The sequence below is a fragment of the Gemmatimonadaceae bacterium genome, from assembly GCA_020852815.1.
GTDB lineage: Bacteria > Gemmatimonadota > Gemmatimonadetes > Gemmatimonadales > Gemmatimonadaceae > SCN-70-22.
In genome coordinates this window covers 221,503-236,432 of the sequence record JADZAN010000015.1, presented here as the reverse complement: position 1 = coordinate 236,432, position 14,930 = coordinate 221,503, and the positions used below count along the sequence as shown (strand labels likewise).

Sequence of the window (14,930 nt, the reverse complement as noted above, 5' to 3'; positions counted from 1 at the left end):
GATCGGGAAGGCGACAGATCGCGACGATGACCCGCGCGTCCCTTCATCGCAAGATCGAAACACCGGACATGCGCGATGGTCGCGGCGTCGAACGCTCGTTATCGTGCGTTCACCCTTCAACCCTGAACATTCGATGAACGACGCCGAGCTTCATGACTTCGCCGTCCGCTACACCGCCGCCTGGTGCAGCCACGATCCCGAGCGCGTCGCCGCCTTCTACACAGCCAACGGCGTCATCACCATCAACGGCGGCGCGCCAAGCGTGGGGCGCGCCGCGGTAGCCGAGTCGGCGCGCGGCTTCATGACCGCCTTCCCCGATCTCGTGGTCGAACTCGATGGACTGGAGACCGAGGGAGCGCGCGCGGTGTACCGCTGGACGCTGCACGGCACCAACACCGGCCCTGGCGGGACCGGTCGGCGCGTGCGCGTGCGCGGGTCGGAGACGTGGACCTTCGGTGCCGGCGGGCTGGTGGCCGATTCGACCGGCACCTTCGATGTGGCGGACTACGAGCGGCAACTGCGCGGCGCGTAGTCGCCTCTACTGCACCGCCTTGCTGGGCATGGGCGAGTTCTTCCCGCCGTCGGCGATGAACTGCTTCATGCGCTGCTCCAGCACCGGGAGCGGGACCGAGCCTAACGCCAGGATGGCATCGTGGAAGGCGCGCTGGTCGAACTTGTCGCCTAACGCCGCTTCGGCCTCGCGCCGGTGCCGGCGGATCTGCATCTCTCCCAGCTTGTACGACAGCGCCTGCCCCGGCCACGCGATGTAGCGGTCAATCTCCGTCGTCACCTCGTGCTCGGAGAGCGGGGCGTTGTCCTTGAGGAAGTCGATGGCCTGCTGGCGCGTCCAGCCAAACTTGTGGATGCCGGTGTCGATCACCAGGCGCGAGGCGCGCCACATCTCGTACGTCAGGCGCCCGAAGTCCTCGTACGGCGTCTCGTAGATCCCCATCACCGTGCCCAGCCACTCGGTGTAGAGCCCCCACCCCTCGCCGTAGCCGCTGAAGTACGTCGAGTTGCGGAACTCGGGGCGCGGCGGCCCCTCGAGCGCCAGCGCCGCCTGGAACGAGTGCCCCGGCGTGCACTCGTGCAGCGTGAGCGGCGGGATGGTGTAGAGCGGGCGCGCCGGGAGGTTGTACGTGTTCATCATGCATGCATCCAGGCCGCCACGCCCGCCGGTGTAGATCGGCGCCAACTCCGGCGGCACCGGGACGATCCCGTGGCGATAGCGCGGGAGGTAGCCGATGGTCTCCTTCAGCTTGAAGTCGGCTTTCTTCGAGATGTAGGCCGAATACGCGAGCAGTTCGCGCGGCGTCTTGGCGTAGAACTGCGGATCGGTGCGGAGGAACTGGAAGAACTCGGCCATCGATCCCGTGAAGCCGGTCTTGGCCTTCACCACCTCCATCTCGGCGCGGATGCGCGCGACCTCTGCCTTCCCCTGCTCGTGGATCTGATCGGCGGTGAGCGGGAGCGTCGTGTACTCCTCGATTTGCGACTGGTAGAATGCCTCGCCATCCGGGAGCAACGTCGCCGCGAGCGTCGTGCGCGCCTTGGCGAGATACTCCTCGCGCATGAAGGTGAGGAGTGTGGCGTAGGCCGGCGCCACGAGGTCGCGAATCACCTGCTGCGCTTCGTTGCGCAGCGCCGTTCGTGTGGAGTCGGAAATCGTCGCCGGGATCTGCGCGAAGGGGACGTAGAGCGGGTTGGTCGTATCTGCCCGCGTGTAGGGGACGATCGTCTGGTCGCGCCCCTCGACGGCGACGCGCGGGACGGTGTACCCGCGCGCCAGTCCGGCGCGCATGTTCACCGTCTGGTCGGCGAAGTAGCGCGGCACATCGCGCAGTCGGGTGAGGAAGCGGCGATAGTCCTCCAGGCGGGCAAAGCCGCGACGCGGCGTGAAGTCGCTCCAGAAGAAGGTGTCGCTGTTGAACGGCGCTTCATACGTCTTGAAGCGGACGTCGTTGGCGAGTGCCTTGACCGACGTATGGAAGACCGCGGCGTTGACCTGCTCCTCGGGAGAGAGGCGGGCAACGGGAATCGAGTCGTACTGCGCGAGCACACGCGTCCAGTAGGCGAGGCGCGACGCCTGCGTCTGGGCATCGACGCGCGGGAAGGTGTCCTTTCCCCGCCCGAACTCCTTCTGTCGCCACTCCCACTCCGCCGTGTACAGCGCGCGCAACCGCGCATCCGCGGAACCGCGCCCCCCCTGCGCGTGGGCAAGAACGGGCGCAACGACGGGAGCGAAGGCGAGGGCGAGAATTGCGAATGAGCGGACGCAGGCGCCGCTCGTCAGGCTCGGCATGGCAGGACTCCAGAGTGGTGAAGAGTTGCGACGAAAGATGATGCGCCCACGCGCGCCCCTCGTCGAGCCGCCCCCCCGCACACCCCACCCACCCGGACGCCACCGAACTCCCGTCCCCCGTCCCCCGTCCCCCGTCCTACCTCCTAAAGAACCGCACATACTTCACCACCAACCCCCCATTCTGCGGCTTCATCACATCGAACGACCGCTCGAACAACGTCGGCCAGACCGAGTTCCACACGATGAAGAGGTCCGAGCCCGGCGACTGCGTCCAGCGCATGCGCGCGTTGAGCGCGGCGCGGTCGGAACGGTCGTCGGCCTGGGCAAAGGCGGTGAAGGTGAGGCGCGGCGAGACGGCGTAGTCGCCGCGGAAGCGGATGGTGTTTGCCACGAAGGCGCCGGCCGGCAATGCGATGTCGTTGCGCTCGTACTCCAGCGAGAACTCGAGGTGCGGCTGCTGGCGGAGCTTTCCCACGAACGAGAGGTCGTTGCGGTTGCCGTCGTAGAAGGCGCCGGTCGACGCCGTCGCCTCGATGGCCCACGTGCGCACGTTCGATCCCGTGTACTTCACCTCGGCGCGGTTCCACCAGTAGCCGCCGGCGGGGACGGCCACTCCCGGGGTGATCTCGAAATCGACATCGGGGGCGTCGAAGCGACGAATCCCGTTCAGCTCCAGGCGGTCGCCGCTCTGGAACTGGATCCCCAGCGGGCGCACGCTGAAGTTGGCATTGTCGAGCGCGCGCCCTCCCGCCGTCCCGCTCCCGTCGCGCCAGACGACGTCGTAGTTGAGGAAGTTGAAGTCGAACTTGCGCACGAGGCGCGAGTGCCGGGGGCGCGGCTGGATGCTCGTCGACCCGCCCCAGCGATAGATCCCGCGCTGCTGCACGAAGCCTAACGCCGGGTTGTACCCCGCCTCGACGCGATCGAAGCGGGTGACGACGTCGGCGCGGTCGTTCGGGTAGTCGATGACGAAACGGTAGTGCGCACCGGGGGTGGCGCCGGTGCTGTCGCGGCTCCACGCGGCGTTGCCGGTGAAGATGAGGTTGTTGCCGCTGACGACGAACGGAAGGTTGTAGTCCAGGCCACCGGCCATGGAACCTGGGCGCGCCGGCCGGTCGCTCAGCGTCGCCATGGCGCCCACGTAGCCGCGCTTGAAGACGTCGCGGCGGGCGCGCGCCACGAAGTCACGCGAATCCTCGCTGCCGCTGGTGGCGGCGGCGAGCAGCCCCACGACGTACTTCCCCGCGCGCCCCTGCATGCGCAACCCCGCGGGGATCGTGACCGGTGTCCCGTCGCTCCCCAACCCGATGCGGCGCGAGTAGAACATCTGCGTCTGCTGCTCGCGCCCGAACGAGAAGGTCGCCGCCCCCTCCGTGAAGAAGGGGCGCCGCTCCGGGAAGAAGAGCGGAAAGCGCGTGAGGTTCACGATTTGCCGGTCGACTTCGGATTGCGCGAAGTCGGGGCGAAAGGTGAGGTCAGCGGTGAGCGTTGCGGTGACCGGGACCTTCACGTCGAGCCCCATGTCGCCGCGCTGCAGCGCGCCGGCGCTCACCGAGTCGGAGCCATCGCCACGAAAGACGCGCTCCGGCGGCCGCGCTTCGCCCAGCACATACGGGCGAAACTCGGCGATTGCACGTGGCGGGAGATGGTCCAGCCCATCGATGGCCCCTTCGCGCTCGAGGAAGCGCAGCCCCTCTGTGCGTCGCCAGGCGCGCCAGAGGATCTCCTCGTTGGTGCGCGGAAGAAAGCGCCGGAAAAGCATCCCCATCGACTGCACGTCCTTGGGGTAGCGCAACGTGGCCCACGGGATGAGCATCTCCGCCGTCCACCCCTCGGCCGTGATCTGCGTGCGCGCGTCCCAGATCCCGTCCCACTCCTCGTTGCCGTTCTCGATGTCCAGGTGCTCGCCGTCCCAGAGCGAGCCGTTGGCGTTGGTGCGGAAGTAGAAGGCGCTGCGACGGTCGGAGAGCCCGTCGATCATCAGGCTCACGTAGTCGTCCGAGCGGAGCGCGGCATCGCGGCGCAACTGCGTGCGGCGAATCGACGCCGCGTCGTTGTCATGGCACCACCAGCCGATCGCCAACCCGTTAGGCGTGGCGAGGAGTCGCACCACCGTGCGTACCGACGGCGGCCCTCCCTCCGTTGGTTCCTTCTGCCGGAAGTCGGTGATCGAGTCGGCGCGTGCCCAGTCGGCTTCGTCCAGCGCGCCGTCCAACCGAATGGGCGTCGTGGTGCGATAGGCGCGCGGGCGGGCGCTCGTGTCGGCGAGGGCTTGGGCGGATGCACGTGACGGAACGGCGAGAGCGGCGGCAAGCGTTACAGCGAATGCGATGCCCACGGTGAAGGACCGTGCGATGGAAGGAGCGATGGCCAGAGCGGCGGAACGAGCGGTGGCAGCTGCGACGAGCGTCGAGCGCGCAGCGAGCGGGGCAGGAAGCATGGCGCACAATCTATCCGGCCGCGCGAGGGGGAACCGCCCCTCGCCCCCGGCGCGCAGCCGCGTAGTTTCGAACGGGACAAGACGGCCGCGCCGCTCGCCTCACCCCCGTTTCCCTCGCCGACCCACGCGCATCGATGGCCTTCATACAGGATCTCTACCCCGAGGATTACTCGCACTGTCACGGCTGCGGGCGGCTCAATCCGCACGGGCTGCACATCAAGAGCGCGTGGGAGGACGGCGAGACCGTCTGCCACTTCACGCCGGGGGCGTATCACATCGCGCTGCCGGGGTTCGTGTACGGCGGGCTCATTGCCTCGCTGGTCGACTGCCACTCCATCGCCGCGGGGGCGGCGGCGGCGATGGCGGCGGGGGGTGACGTACCGGGGCGCGACGAGACGCCGCGCTTCGTGACCGGGTCGTTGCACGTGGACTACCTCAAGCCGACGCCGATGGGGATCGAACTCGTGCTGCGTTCGCGCGCCGACGACGTCGGTCCGCGCAAGGTGCTGGTGTCGACGAGTGTCTTTGCCGGCGAGGTGGAAGTGGCGCGCGGGAAGGTGACCGCGGTGCGCATGCCGACCGCGATGGCAACGCCGGGACGATAGGCGATGACGTTGCCGCCGGCCGAGCAGGAGCTGTTCGTGGTGCGCGGGTTCCAGGTGGTGGTGGAGAACTCGCGCCCCGACATCCGCACGCAGGATGTGCTGGAGCGCCTGGACGAGGCGCTCGCCCTCATCGAGCGCACGCAACCGTGGCGCTTCCGTCATCTGCAACGCGATCTGCGCCATTTCTGGGTGGTGCGCTACGCCTGCCGGGGTGCCTACTTCCCCGACGATCGCGTCTGCATGACGGAGCTCACCTTCCTCGACCGGCGCGACATCACGGCGGCGCCGGTGGCGGCGTCGATCGTGCATGAGGGGATGCATGCGCGCGTGGACTGCATGGGGGTGCGGCGCGCCGGGCGCGACCGTGCGCGTGAGGAGCGGTTGTGCCGCAAGGCGGAGCTGGCGTTCGGGGTGGCGCTCGGTCCCGCGTTAGGCGCGCCGGTGGTGGAGCGCGCGCTGGCCTCGTTGCAGCTCACGGACGCCGAGGTGGCGCCGGTCGTCGACTGGGGCGAGGCGCAACGGCGCATCGACGAGGTGGACCGGGGGGCGCAGGGCTGAGTGTCGGCGCGAGGCGCGGCCGCGATGCGCCGTCGCTCTGTGTGGCCGCGCGGCGCACCCTCGCTGCGGCTGAGTTTGCCACGTCCCACCTGACTGGATCTTCCGTGCCGACCTCGTTCTCCTACTTTAGGGGTCCCTGTACGAGACCGGCGCCGGCGTGTGGGTGCGGCGTCACTACCCAGAGTGTGGAGGGGACGATGGCAAGGATCAGCGCGAACCAGCTCCGGTGGCTGGCCGAGGCGGCGGATGGAATTCGCGGCAGCTCGGCGGTGATGGTGGAGCGGGCGAACGGCGACATCGATGTCATCTCGGAGGCGAAGCGCACGGCCAGTGACAAAGTCCTGGTCGAACTCGAGACTGGCCTGCGCGGGCCAGGCATCGACGGCAGCGCCTTGGTGCGTGTGTTCGTGGACGGGAGGACACTGGACCCCGCGGCCGGACTCACCGAGCGCGTGGACGCGCTCTTCGTCACCCAGTCGGCGATCCAGAAGTTCCTGCTCCCGTACTACATGCGGTTCATGTCCGCCGCGCAGGTGCAGGCGCTCGAAAACCGCCTCTTCAACGATGCCAGGGTGAAAGCGGCCGTGCACATTCCGCCGTCTTCAACCGGAGGATTTCGCGTCGGGTGCGTCTGTACCGAGGCCGGGCGCGACGAGCCGTTCGTGAGCTTCAGCTAAGCCGGCGGCCTAACGAGCGCCTCGAACGCCGGGTCGCCGCGCAGCGCACGCCAGCGCGCGTGCCGTGCGACCAGGACGCGCATCGATTGGCGTGTGCGCAGGTACTGCGCCAGCAGCCGCAACGATTCCGCGCGTTCACCCAGCAGCAGGCGCAGGTACGCTTCATCGTACGCCAGGTCCGCCGTGAGCTCCGCACTCGGCGCGGCCTGGCGGCGAAGCTCCAGCGCAATCCGTCGCGCGGCGTCCCGGTCGCCTGCGCGGGCGAGCACAGCCGCCACCATGAGTTGGCGATAGAGCGGGACATAGTCACGACCCTGCTTCCGCGCACGCTCAGCCGGCTCGAGCGAGTCACAGATGGCGGCCAGCCGGCGCGCACGTGCGCGATCGGGAGCGATCGACGGGTCCTCGGCGAGGCGGGTCAGATCACACTGCACGAACGCGGCACGCGCGGGAAAGTCGGCGTGCGCGCGCGCGCACCACAGCGCGACAGCGTCATAGTCGCCGCCCACCAGGTACGCGTCGATGAGCGCCTGGTGAATCGTCGCCGCATCGTCGAGAAACGAATCGGCGGCGAGCGCGAGACGCGCCGTGCGCGCTGCAGCCGGGATCGCCCCGCTGGCCACCTGCACCAGGCTCAATGTTCCGAGCGCCGCGGCGCGCGACGAGTCGAGCGCGATGGCCTCGCTCAAGTCAGCCTCGGCGCGGCCAATGCGATCGCGAAAGAGCGAGTCGGCAAGCGGGAGTCGCGCGGCTTCCCAATACCGCGTGGTGCCTCGCAGTTCGAGCGCGGCGGGGGTGTGCGGCGCCGTCGCCAGCGCGCGCTCGGCGAACGAGACGGCGCGTTCGAAGGACTGTCGCTGTGGCTCGCCGGCCTGGCGCAACGCCAGGTCGAGGGCGATACGCCCCCTGTCGAGCGCGAGCTCCTGCCATTGCGGGTCGGCGCGTTGCGCCTCCTCCAGCAACGAGTCGGCGCGCTCGAGGCGCGTCACCCCTTCGGCCAGGTCCGACGCTTCGGGGCTCGCCGTCACGCGCAGAGCATGTTCGCGCTCGCTGTTGGCGCGAAACGAGAGGTCCCGCGCGCGCGCGTTCCGCGTCGAGGTGATCGACCCGCGCACGCGGACCTCGGCGCCGATTCGCCGGCGCAACAGCGACGCCACCTGGTGCGTGACGTCGTCCTCCAGCCGAAACACCTCGCCAATCTGACGCTCGATGGTGGCGCTCTCCAGCGGTGAGTGCGTGGACGGATCGACCAGCTGCACGAAGACACGCAACCGGCCGTTGGACTGCTGCACGCTCCCTTCCACCAGGCTGCCGATGTGCAACTGCGAGACGATGGAGTCGAGCGAGCTGCCACGCTCCCTAAGTGTGCGAAGCTGGTTTCGCGAGACGACCTGCAGCGCGGGCACCGCGGCCAGTTCGTGGACCAGGCTCACCGTGAGTCCGCTGGCGATGTGCTGCAGCGCGCCGCCTTCGCTATGGTCCTCGAACTCGGTCACGGCGATGCGCGTCGGGACGGCTCGCTCCTCGGCACGGGGTTGGCCGGCATCGCCGAGAGGGAGGAAGCGCGAGGCGATGCCCACGGCGACCGCGCCGGCGAGCGCGGCCAGGAGCCAGCGGCGAGGCAGGCGCCTGGTCCTGACGCTTCCCGGGGTCCTTGCACCTGCTCCCGCGCCGTGAACGTTGCGCGCCGCCACGCTCCCGGCCGGCGTGCCGCGACCCATCACCCATGGCGGAGCCAGCGCCGCGGCAAAGATCGCGGCGCTACGCGGGCGGTCGGCCGGTGCCTTGGCCAACGCCCACTCGATCGCGCGTTGCACCTCGGGGGCGAGCTCCGGTCGCAGGATGCGAAGCGGGCGCGGCGACTCCTGCATGTGACGCGCAATGACGGCCTGCGCGGTCGCGCCGGTGAAGGGGGGTTCTCCCGCCAGCATCTCATACGTGACACAGGCGAGCGAGTAGATGTCGCTGCGTCCGTCCACGTGCGACTCCGCCGCGGCCTGCTCGGGACTCATGTACGTCGGGGTCCCGAGCGTGAGCCCGGTGCTGGTCACGCTGGCAAGGTCGGCCGATCGTTCGATGGCCCTGGCGATGCCGAAATCGGTGACGAGCGCATGACCGTCGCGATCGATCAGGATATTGTCCGGCTTGATGTCGCGGTGCACGATGTTGTGGCCGCTCGCGTACTCCAGCGCGCTGGCCACGTCGCGGGCAATGCCGAGCGCCTGGTCGATGGGGAGCTGGCGCTCGCGCGCGAGCAGCGAGCGGAGCGACTCCCCCTCGACAAAGGGCATGATGTAGAAGAGGTGCGCTCGCGCCTCGCCCACGGCGGCCACGGGGACGATGTGCGGGTGCCGCAGGACTACCGCCACCTGGATCTCGCGGCGAAAGCGCTCCTGGTTGACCGAGGTCGCCAACTCGGGATCGAGCACCTTGATGACGACCTGCCGCGCGTGCGCCGTGTCGTCGGCGAGAAAGACGTGCGACATCCCGCCGCGCGCGAGCCGCTGCCTGATGCGATAGGCGTTCCCGACCGCCTCCTGGATTTCCCGCTCGAGCTCGTGCGACACTCTCGACCTCCCGACGGCAGCCGGTGGTTGGAGAATAGAGGGAGCGACACCGCGCCGAGCAAGAGCGCCGAACTTCTCGTCCCATCCAACCGGACGAGTTTCCCCCGTTGGCCGGGACCGCCGCCGCCGCCGTCGTCGCCCCCCGCGAAAATCGCCCCCGCACGCCTTAGTTTCCGGGCGATGGCCCGACCACACCGAGGCCATTCGAACCAGGAACGGAGACGCACATGTCGGGCTCGAAGGGGACGATCGGTATCCTCACTGGCGGGGGCGATGTCCCCGGCCTCAATCCGGCCATTCGCGCCATCACCATCCGCGCCCTGCGCGAGGGCTACCGCGTGATCGGCATCCGGCGCGGATGGGCCGGACTCGTCGACTACAACCGCGAGAAGGGGGCCGACAACAGCGACAACATCCAGGTGCTGAGCGAGGCGATCGTCAACCGTGCCGGCCGTACCGGCGGGACCTTCCTGCACACCTCGCGCACGCGCCCGTCGCACCTCCCGCTCGAGCGCGTCCCCGCGCACCTGACGGGCTACAGCGAGAAGATCAACGACGTCACCCCCGACATCCTCAAGAACCTCGAGGACATGGGGATCGACACGCTCATCCCCATCGGGGGCGATGATACGCTCTCCTATGGCAAGCGCTTGCACGACGCGGGTGTAAACGTTGTCGCTATCCCCAAGACGATGGACAACGACGTCTACGGGACCGACTACTGCATCGGCTTCTCGACCTGCGTCACGCGCACGATCGAGCTCACGCACGCGCTCCGCACCTCGGCGGGTTCGCACGAGCGCTACCTCGTGATCGAGGTCTTTGGTCGTTATGCGGGGTTCACCGCCCTCCTCCCCACCATGGCCGGCGCGGCCGATCGCTGCGTGATCCCCGAGCACGCGGTCGACGTCGAACTCCTGGCCGAGCTGCTCACGTACGACCGCAATCGCCACCCGTCGCGGTATGCGGTCGTGCTCGTCTCCGAAGGGGCGCAGCTGGCGACGCATGAGGGGATGAGCTTCGAGGGGAACGAGGCCGACATGTTCGGCCATCGCAAGCTGGGCGGCGTGGGCGACAAGGTCGCTGCCGCGCTCAAGGAGCTCTCCCCCAAGTACAACAACGGGCGCCGTATCGACGTGGTCTCGCAGCGCCTGGGCTATCTCGTCCGCTCCGGCGACCCCGACGCGCTCGACTCGATTGTCCCGATGGCGTTCGGCAACCTCGCCCTCGACCTCATCCTCAAGAAGCGATTTGGGAGGCTGGTCTCGATCCACCGCGGCTTCTACGACAGCGTCCACATCGGGAGCGTGACGTCGGAGAAGAAGGTGGTCGACGTTCCCAAGTATTACGAGACGACGCGCCTGCGCCCCATCTACGACTTCGACAGCGCGCCGCTGTTCATCATGACGAGCGACTGACGCGCACTACCGCGCACTGACGCGCACTTCCGTGCATCGGCGTGCATCGGCGGCTCAGTCCGGGAGCCACTCCAGCGACTGGCGCGAGAGCCCGTCAGCAGCAATTCCGTCGGTGCTGGTGGCGCCAACCTCGCGCCACCACGGGGTGAGCCGCTCCACCAGCGCCGGTTCGATGGGCTCGCCCATGCGCGGCATCAGCAGTGGCACACCGGCGTTGGGGGCCAGGCGCAGGATGGTCTCCGCGGGCTCGTCCCACGCGTGCATGGCGAGGTTGAACGTTCCCCAGTGAACGGGGAGGAGCGCCCCGCTCCCCAGCATGCCGCGCGCGGCGAGCGCGTTCACCGGCCCCAGGTGAATGTCGCCCCACGACGGATGATAGGCGCCGATCTCCAGCGCCACGACGTCGAACGGTCCCAGGCGCTCGCCGATTTCCTGGAACTCGGGGGTGAGGCCGGAGTCGGCGCCGAAGAAGAACGAGTGGCGCGCCCCCTGGAAGTGCATCGACGACCAGAGGGTGGCGTTGCGGTCCTTGATGCCGCGCCCGGAGAAGTGCTGCGCGGGAGCAGCCGTGATCGTGACACCGGCAACCTCGGCGCGTTCCCACCAGTCGAGTTCGGTGATGCGCCCCGGCGGCACCCCCCAACCTTCGAGATGCGTCCCCACGCCTAACGATGCGACGAACGGGAGGTCCTGCCGCGCCAGCGCCCGCACGGCCTGGCGGTCCAGGTGGTCGTAGTGATCGTGCGAGAGGACGACGACGTCGATGGGCGGGAGCGCAGTGAGCGGGACCGGCACTGGGTGAAAACGCTTGGGGCCGGCGAAGGCGAGCGGCGAGGCACGCGGGCTCCAGACGGGATCGGTGAGGATGCGCGCGCCGTCGATCTCGACGAGGAGCGTGGAGTGGCCGAGCCGGGTGACGCGCAGCCCGGTGGCCGGCGCCGACTTCCACATGGGGCGCGGGTCGACGAGTGGGAGGGGCGCCGAGGGGACGCGCCGCTCGCCGCTGCACAGGAAGTCGCGCAACGTGGGCCGCTCGACCCCGGGCTTGAGCCCGCTGGAGACGGGATACGTATTGGCAAACGTCCGCCCGTTGAACCGCGGGGATGCTTGGATACGTGCAATACGCGCGGCCGCCGACCCACGGAGCTTCGTGCTCATCGACGCGTTTCCTGGTACGATGACGGAAGATAGCCGTCCGCGCGCGGCGATCGCTCGCTAGGCATGCAGCAGGAAGCGCGGGATGAGGGCGTCAAAGGCAGAGCCGTCGTCGCGCAGGAAACCATACGATCCCTCCATCCATCCGCGCGGGCAGGTGAGGACACAGAACGACCGGTACTCGTGCACGTCGCCCGGGCTCAGGTACGGCTGCTCCCCTACCACCCCGTCCCCTTCCACCACCTGCTCCCCCGCCGCCTCGTCGTGGATGACCCACCGGCGCGTGCGCAGCTGCGCCGACTGCTCACCGCAGTTCTCGATCCGGATGCGGTACTCGAAGACGTACTGCCCGATCGAGGCGCTCGAGCGTTCGTGCAGGAAGGTTGGTCGCGCGGTGATGCGGATACCGTCGGTGATCCGGTGGAAGAGCGGAACGCGCGTCGGCGCCATCGAGGAACCTCGCGGAGTGGGAGGGTGTGCGATCGGTATTCTAGCGCGATCGGCGCCCCATGCGACAACCGCCACGCCAGCATTCCGCTAAGGCAGCGCACGGTTCACTCGCTACTTGTCCACCAGGTGCTGCCGGAAGAAGGCGGCGAGCCGCTTGTGGAAATCGACCAGCGTCGCTGCTCCCTCGATCACGTGCGGCTCGGTGGGATAGAACGCCATGTCGAACGGCTTCCCCAGCTCGAGGAGTCGTTGCACCAGGCGGGCCGCGTCCTGGAACTCGACGTTGTCGTCGATCATCCCGTGCTCGATGAGCAACGCGTCACGCAGCCCGGCCGCATGGTTGATGGGGCTCGAAATGGCGTACGCGGCGGAGTCGTCGCTGGGGCGCCCGAGGATGCGCGACGTCCAGTCGTCGGAGTAGTGCGCCCAGTCGGTGACGCCGGCCGCCGAGATCCCGGCGGCAAAGGTCCCCGGATAGCGAAAGAGCGACATCAGCGTCATGAAGCCGCCGTACGAGACGCCGTAGATCCCGATGCGCGATGAGTCGACGCCTTGCGTGCGCGTGAGCCAGCGCGCCGCCGCCACAGCGCCATCCACGTCCTTGACCCCCATGGAACGGTGAATGTCGGTGCGGTAGCCGCGCCCGTAGCCGGCACTCCCGCGGTAGTCGAAGTCGAGGACGGTGTAGCCGTTCTGCACGAGCCAGTTGAGCATCCCGTAGTGCGAGGCGTGCGAGAAGCCGTACACCGACCAGCCGCGGTGGGCAAACTGCCGATAGCCGCCACCATGCACGTAGACTACGGCCGGGTGCTTGGGGTTCGGCTGCGCGGGGCGATAGAGCCCGGCCCACACCACGCCGCCGTCGGGGTGCGGAATGGTGACGATCTCCGGACGCAGCCAGCGGTGCTTCCAGTAGTTGTCGCTCCCACTCACGGTCACGCGCGTGGCCTGGGGCGCAGCCGCGGCTGCGGGATCGCGCAGCCAGAGGTCGGGGAGCCGGTCGTTGCGCGACGAGATCACGGCGAGGCGCTTGCCGTCGGGCGACAGCGTCCCGTCGTGGCGCCCTTCCTCCGTCGTGAGGCGGGCGAGCGGGCCGCCGGTGGCCGGCATGGTGTAGAGGTGATCGTCCGACGGGTGCTCGCGCGAGGCGCCAATGAGCCACGTCGACCGGTCGCGCGACAGGGTGGCGGCGCGCACTTCCCATTCTCCGCTGGTGAGCGGACGCACGGTGCCGTCGGCCTCCGCCAGGTACAAATGGCTCCACCCGCTCCGTTCACTCGCAAAGGCAAGCCGCCCGCCCGGCAGCCATTCCACGAGCCCCGGCTGCGTATAGTTGGACTGCACCGGCGGCCCGCCAAGCCAGGCGTCGTCGTGCTGGTGGTCGACCACGGTCGTTGCACCTGTGGCAACGTCCAGGCGGGCGATCCACAGGTCGTGATCGTCCTGCGTGATGACCTCGATCACCGCCAGGCTGCCCTCCAGGCTCCACCACGGCCCGTGCACGTTCACCGCGCGCCCCTTGGACTCGGGGAGTGCAAGCCACTGCACGCGCACGCTGTCGGCCGGGATGCGCCGGTCGGCGCGCACGATCCCCAGCCGTATCACGTCGCGCGGCTCGCCGACCTTGGAGCGCGACGCCTTCGACTCGGCGTGGCCCGACGCGGTCACGAAGTCCATGTACAGCGTGGGTTGGCGCGTCCGGTCCGGCGTGATGGTCCGCACCGTGAAGGCGCTCCCGTCGGGTGAGCGCTGCACGTCCTCGATGGTCGCGTTGGGCTCCACGGGGATGACTTGCGGCGCGTCGGGGTCGAGTCGGCGCGCACGATCGCCGGCGGCACGCACGCTGTCGGCCTGCTTGCGCACGAGGTCGAACAGTTGCAGCTGCTGCGTCGCCAGCCAGCGACCGCCCTCGGTGCGCGCATCGGCCGCGCGGTGCAGCGCCTGCGTCAGCCTTCGCACCGAGCCGCGCGCGGCGTCCCAGCGGAACAGGTCCTCACCCATCATGAAGTCGACCGCGCGCTCGCCGGCCACCATGCGCACGTGGCGCGCCGGGAGCGCGCCGGCGCTGACTACGCGCGTCGCATCGCCCCCCGTGCGCGCGGCGTCCCACACCACCACGCGCCCGCGCCAGGTCCATGCCGCCAGCGTGGCGTCGCGATTCCAACTCACGCTCCCCTCCGGTATGCGCCACACGAGCGAGTCGGCGACCGGCTCGGCGCCGCGCCCCGCACGGTCCACGCGCCACCACGGATCGTCGTCCGGGTTGTCGCGCGTGGTGGGACGCTCTGGCCAGCGGAAGTAGAGCCACGCCCCGTCGGGCGACCAGCGCGCGTCGCGCGCGCCCACGCCAATCCACCGGTCCAGCTGCGACACGTCGCCCAGCGTCAGCGAGTCCCGGGCCGCCGATTGGTCCAGCGACGACTGCCGCAGCGGGAGCGTTCGTGCGGCGGGGCGCTGGGCGTGCGCGACGCTGGGCATGACACCACTCCCGGCAATGGCGAATGTGGCAAGCAGGACGAGATTCGCGGCGCGACGCGTGAGGCGAGAGCCTGACATGGTGGAGGCGTGCGGGGTGGGGTAGCCGGCGTCCGAAGCTGCGCCGCGCTGGCGCGTCTCGGAAGAGCCAAACGTGTGACGCGCGGTACGAGCCGGCCGCGTGGCGTGTCGTGCATTCCTTGACGCGGCGTGTCGAAGGGGGGATGCTATGCACGCCGCGCCCGATGCCGCGCCGGCGGGGATTGCACCTGCCGGAACGCCC

The 14,930-nt window shown here is 69.2% G+C and carries 11 protein-coding genes; 5 read left to right on the top strand and 6 right to left on the bottom strand.

Annotated features, from left to right (window positions below; translation table 11 throughout):
* The first annotated feature begins 133 nt into the window (after positions 1-133).
* Positions 134-532 (top strand): nuclear transport factor 2 family protein, encoded by a 399-nt coding sequence (locus IT359_09025; GenBank protein ID MCC6929117.1) that lies wholly within the window; start codon positions 134-136, stop codon positions 530-532.
* Positions 533-538: 6 nt separating this feature from the next.
* Here IT359_09025 and IT359_09020 read toward each other — a convergent pair whose 3' ends face one another.
* Entirely contained in the window at positions 539-2,302 is a 1,764-nt protein-coding gene (locus IT359_09020; GenBank protein MCC6929116.1) for a DUF885 family protein, read from the bottom strand.
* A gap of 136 nt (positions 2,303-2,438) precedes the next feature.
* Positions 2,439-4,640: a carbohydrate binding family 9 domain-containing protein gene (locus tag IT359_09015; protein ID MCC6929115.1), complete on the bottom strand. Its 2,202-nt coding sequence runs from the start codon at positions 4,638-4,640 to the stop codon at positions 2,439-2,441.
* A gap of 236 nt (positions 4,641-4,876) precedes the next feature.
* Between IT359_09015 and IT359_09010 the strand changes: the two genes are divergently transcribed.
* From IT359_09010 to IT359_09000, 3 genes are all read left to right on the top strand, one after another.
* The gene (locus tag IT359_09010) at positions 4,877-5,347 is read left to right on the top strand and encodes a PaaI family thioesterase (protein ID MCC6929114.1); all 471 of its coding nucleotides are present in this window, start codon (positions 4,877-4,879) and stop codon (positions 5,345-5,347) included.
* 3 nt (positions 5,348-5,350) lie between these two features.
* Entirely contained in the window at positions 5,351-5,905 is a 555-nt protein-coding gene (locus tag IT359_09005) for a hypothetical protein (GenBank protein MCC6929113.1), read from the top strand.
* A gap of 197 nt (positions 5,906-6,102) precedes the next feature.
* Entirely contained in the window at positions 6,103-6,582 is a 480-nt protein-coding gene (locus IT359_09000; GenBank protein ID MCC6929112.1) for a hypothetical protein, read from the top strand.
* On the opposite strand, the gene IT359_08995 is transcribed toward IT359_09000, so the two are convergent.
* Positions 6,579-9,149 carry a protein kinase gene (locus tag IT359_08995; protein ID MCC6929111.1) on the bottom strand — a complete coding sequence of 857 codons (2,571 nt, stop codon included), beginning with the start codon at positions 9,147-9,149 and terminating at the stop codon, positions 6,579-6,581. The genes IT359_09000 and IT359_08995 overlap by 4 nt on opposite strands.
* A gap of 227 nt (positions 9,150-9,376) precedes the next feature.
* Between IT359_08995 and IT359_08990 the strand changes: the two genes are divergently transcribed.
* Positions 9,377-10,567 (top strand): ATP-dependent 6-phosphofructokinase, encoded by a 1,191-nt coding sequence (locus tag IT359_08990; GenBank protein MCC6929110.1) that lies wholly within the window; start codon positions 9,377-9,379, stop codon positions 10,565-10,567.
* Positions 10,568-10,621: 54 nt separating this feature from the next.
* Here the strand turns inward: IT359_08990 and IT359_08985 are convergent, their stop codons facing one another.
* The 3 genes from IT359_08985 to IT359_08975 all read right to left on the bottom strand — a co-directional run bounded on the left by IT359_08985 (position 10,622) and on the right by IT359_08975 (position 14,728).
* Complete coding sequence (locus tag IT359_08985; GenBank protein MCC6929109.1) at positions 10,622-11,725, bottom strand: MBL fold metallo-hydrolase; 1,104 nt, start codon at positions 11,723-11,725, stop codon at positions 10,622-10,624.
* 57 nt (positions 11,726-11,782) lie between these two features.
* Entirely contained in the window at positions 11,783-12,172 is a 390-nt protein-coding gene (apaG, locus tag IT359_08980) for a Co2+/Mg2+ efflux protein ApaG (GenBank protein ID MCC6929108.1), read from the bottom strand.
* A 111-nt stretch (positions 12,173-12,283) separates the two neighbouring features.
* Positions 12,284-14,728: a S9 family peptidase gene (locus IT359_08975; GenBank protein MCC6929107.1), complete on the bottom strand. Its 2,445-nt coding sequence runs from the start codon at positions 14,726-14,728 to the stop codon at positions 12,284-12,286.
* Positions 14,729-14,930 lie beyond the last annotated feature (202 nt).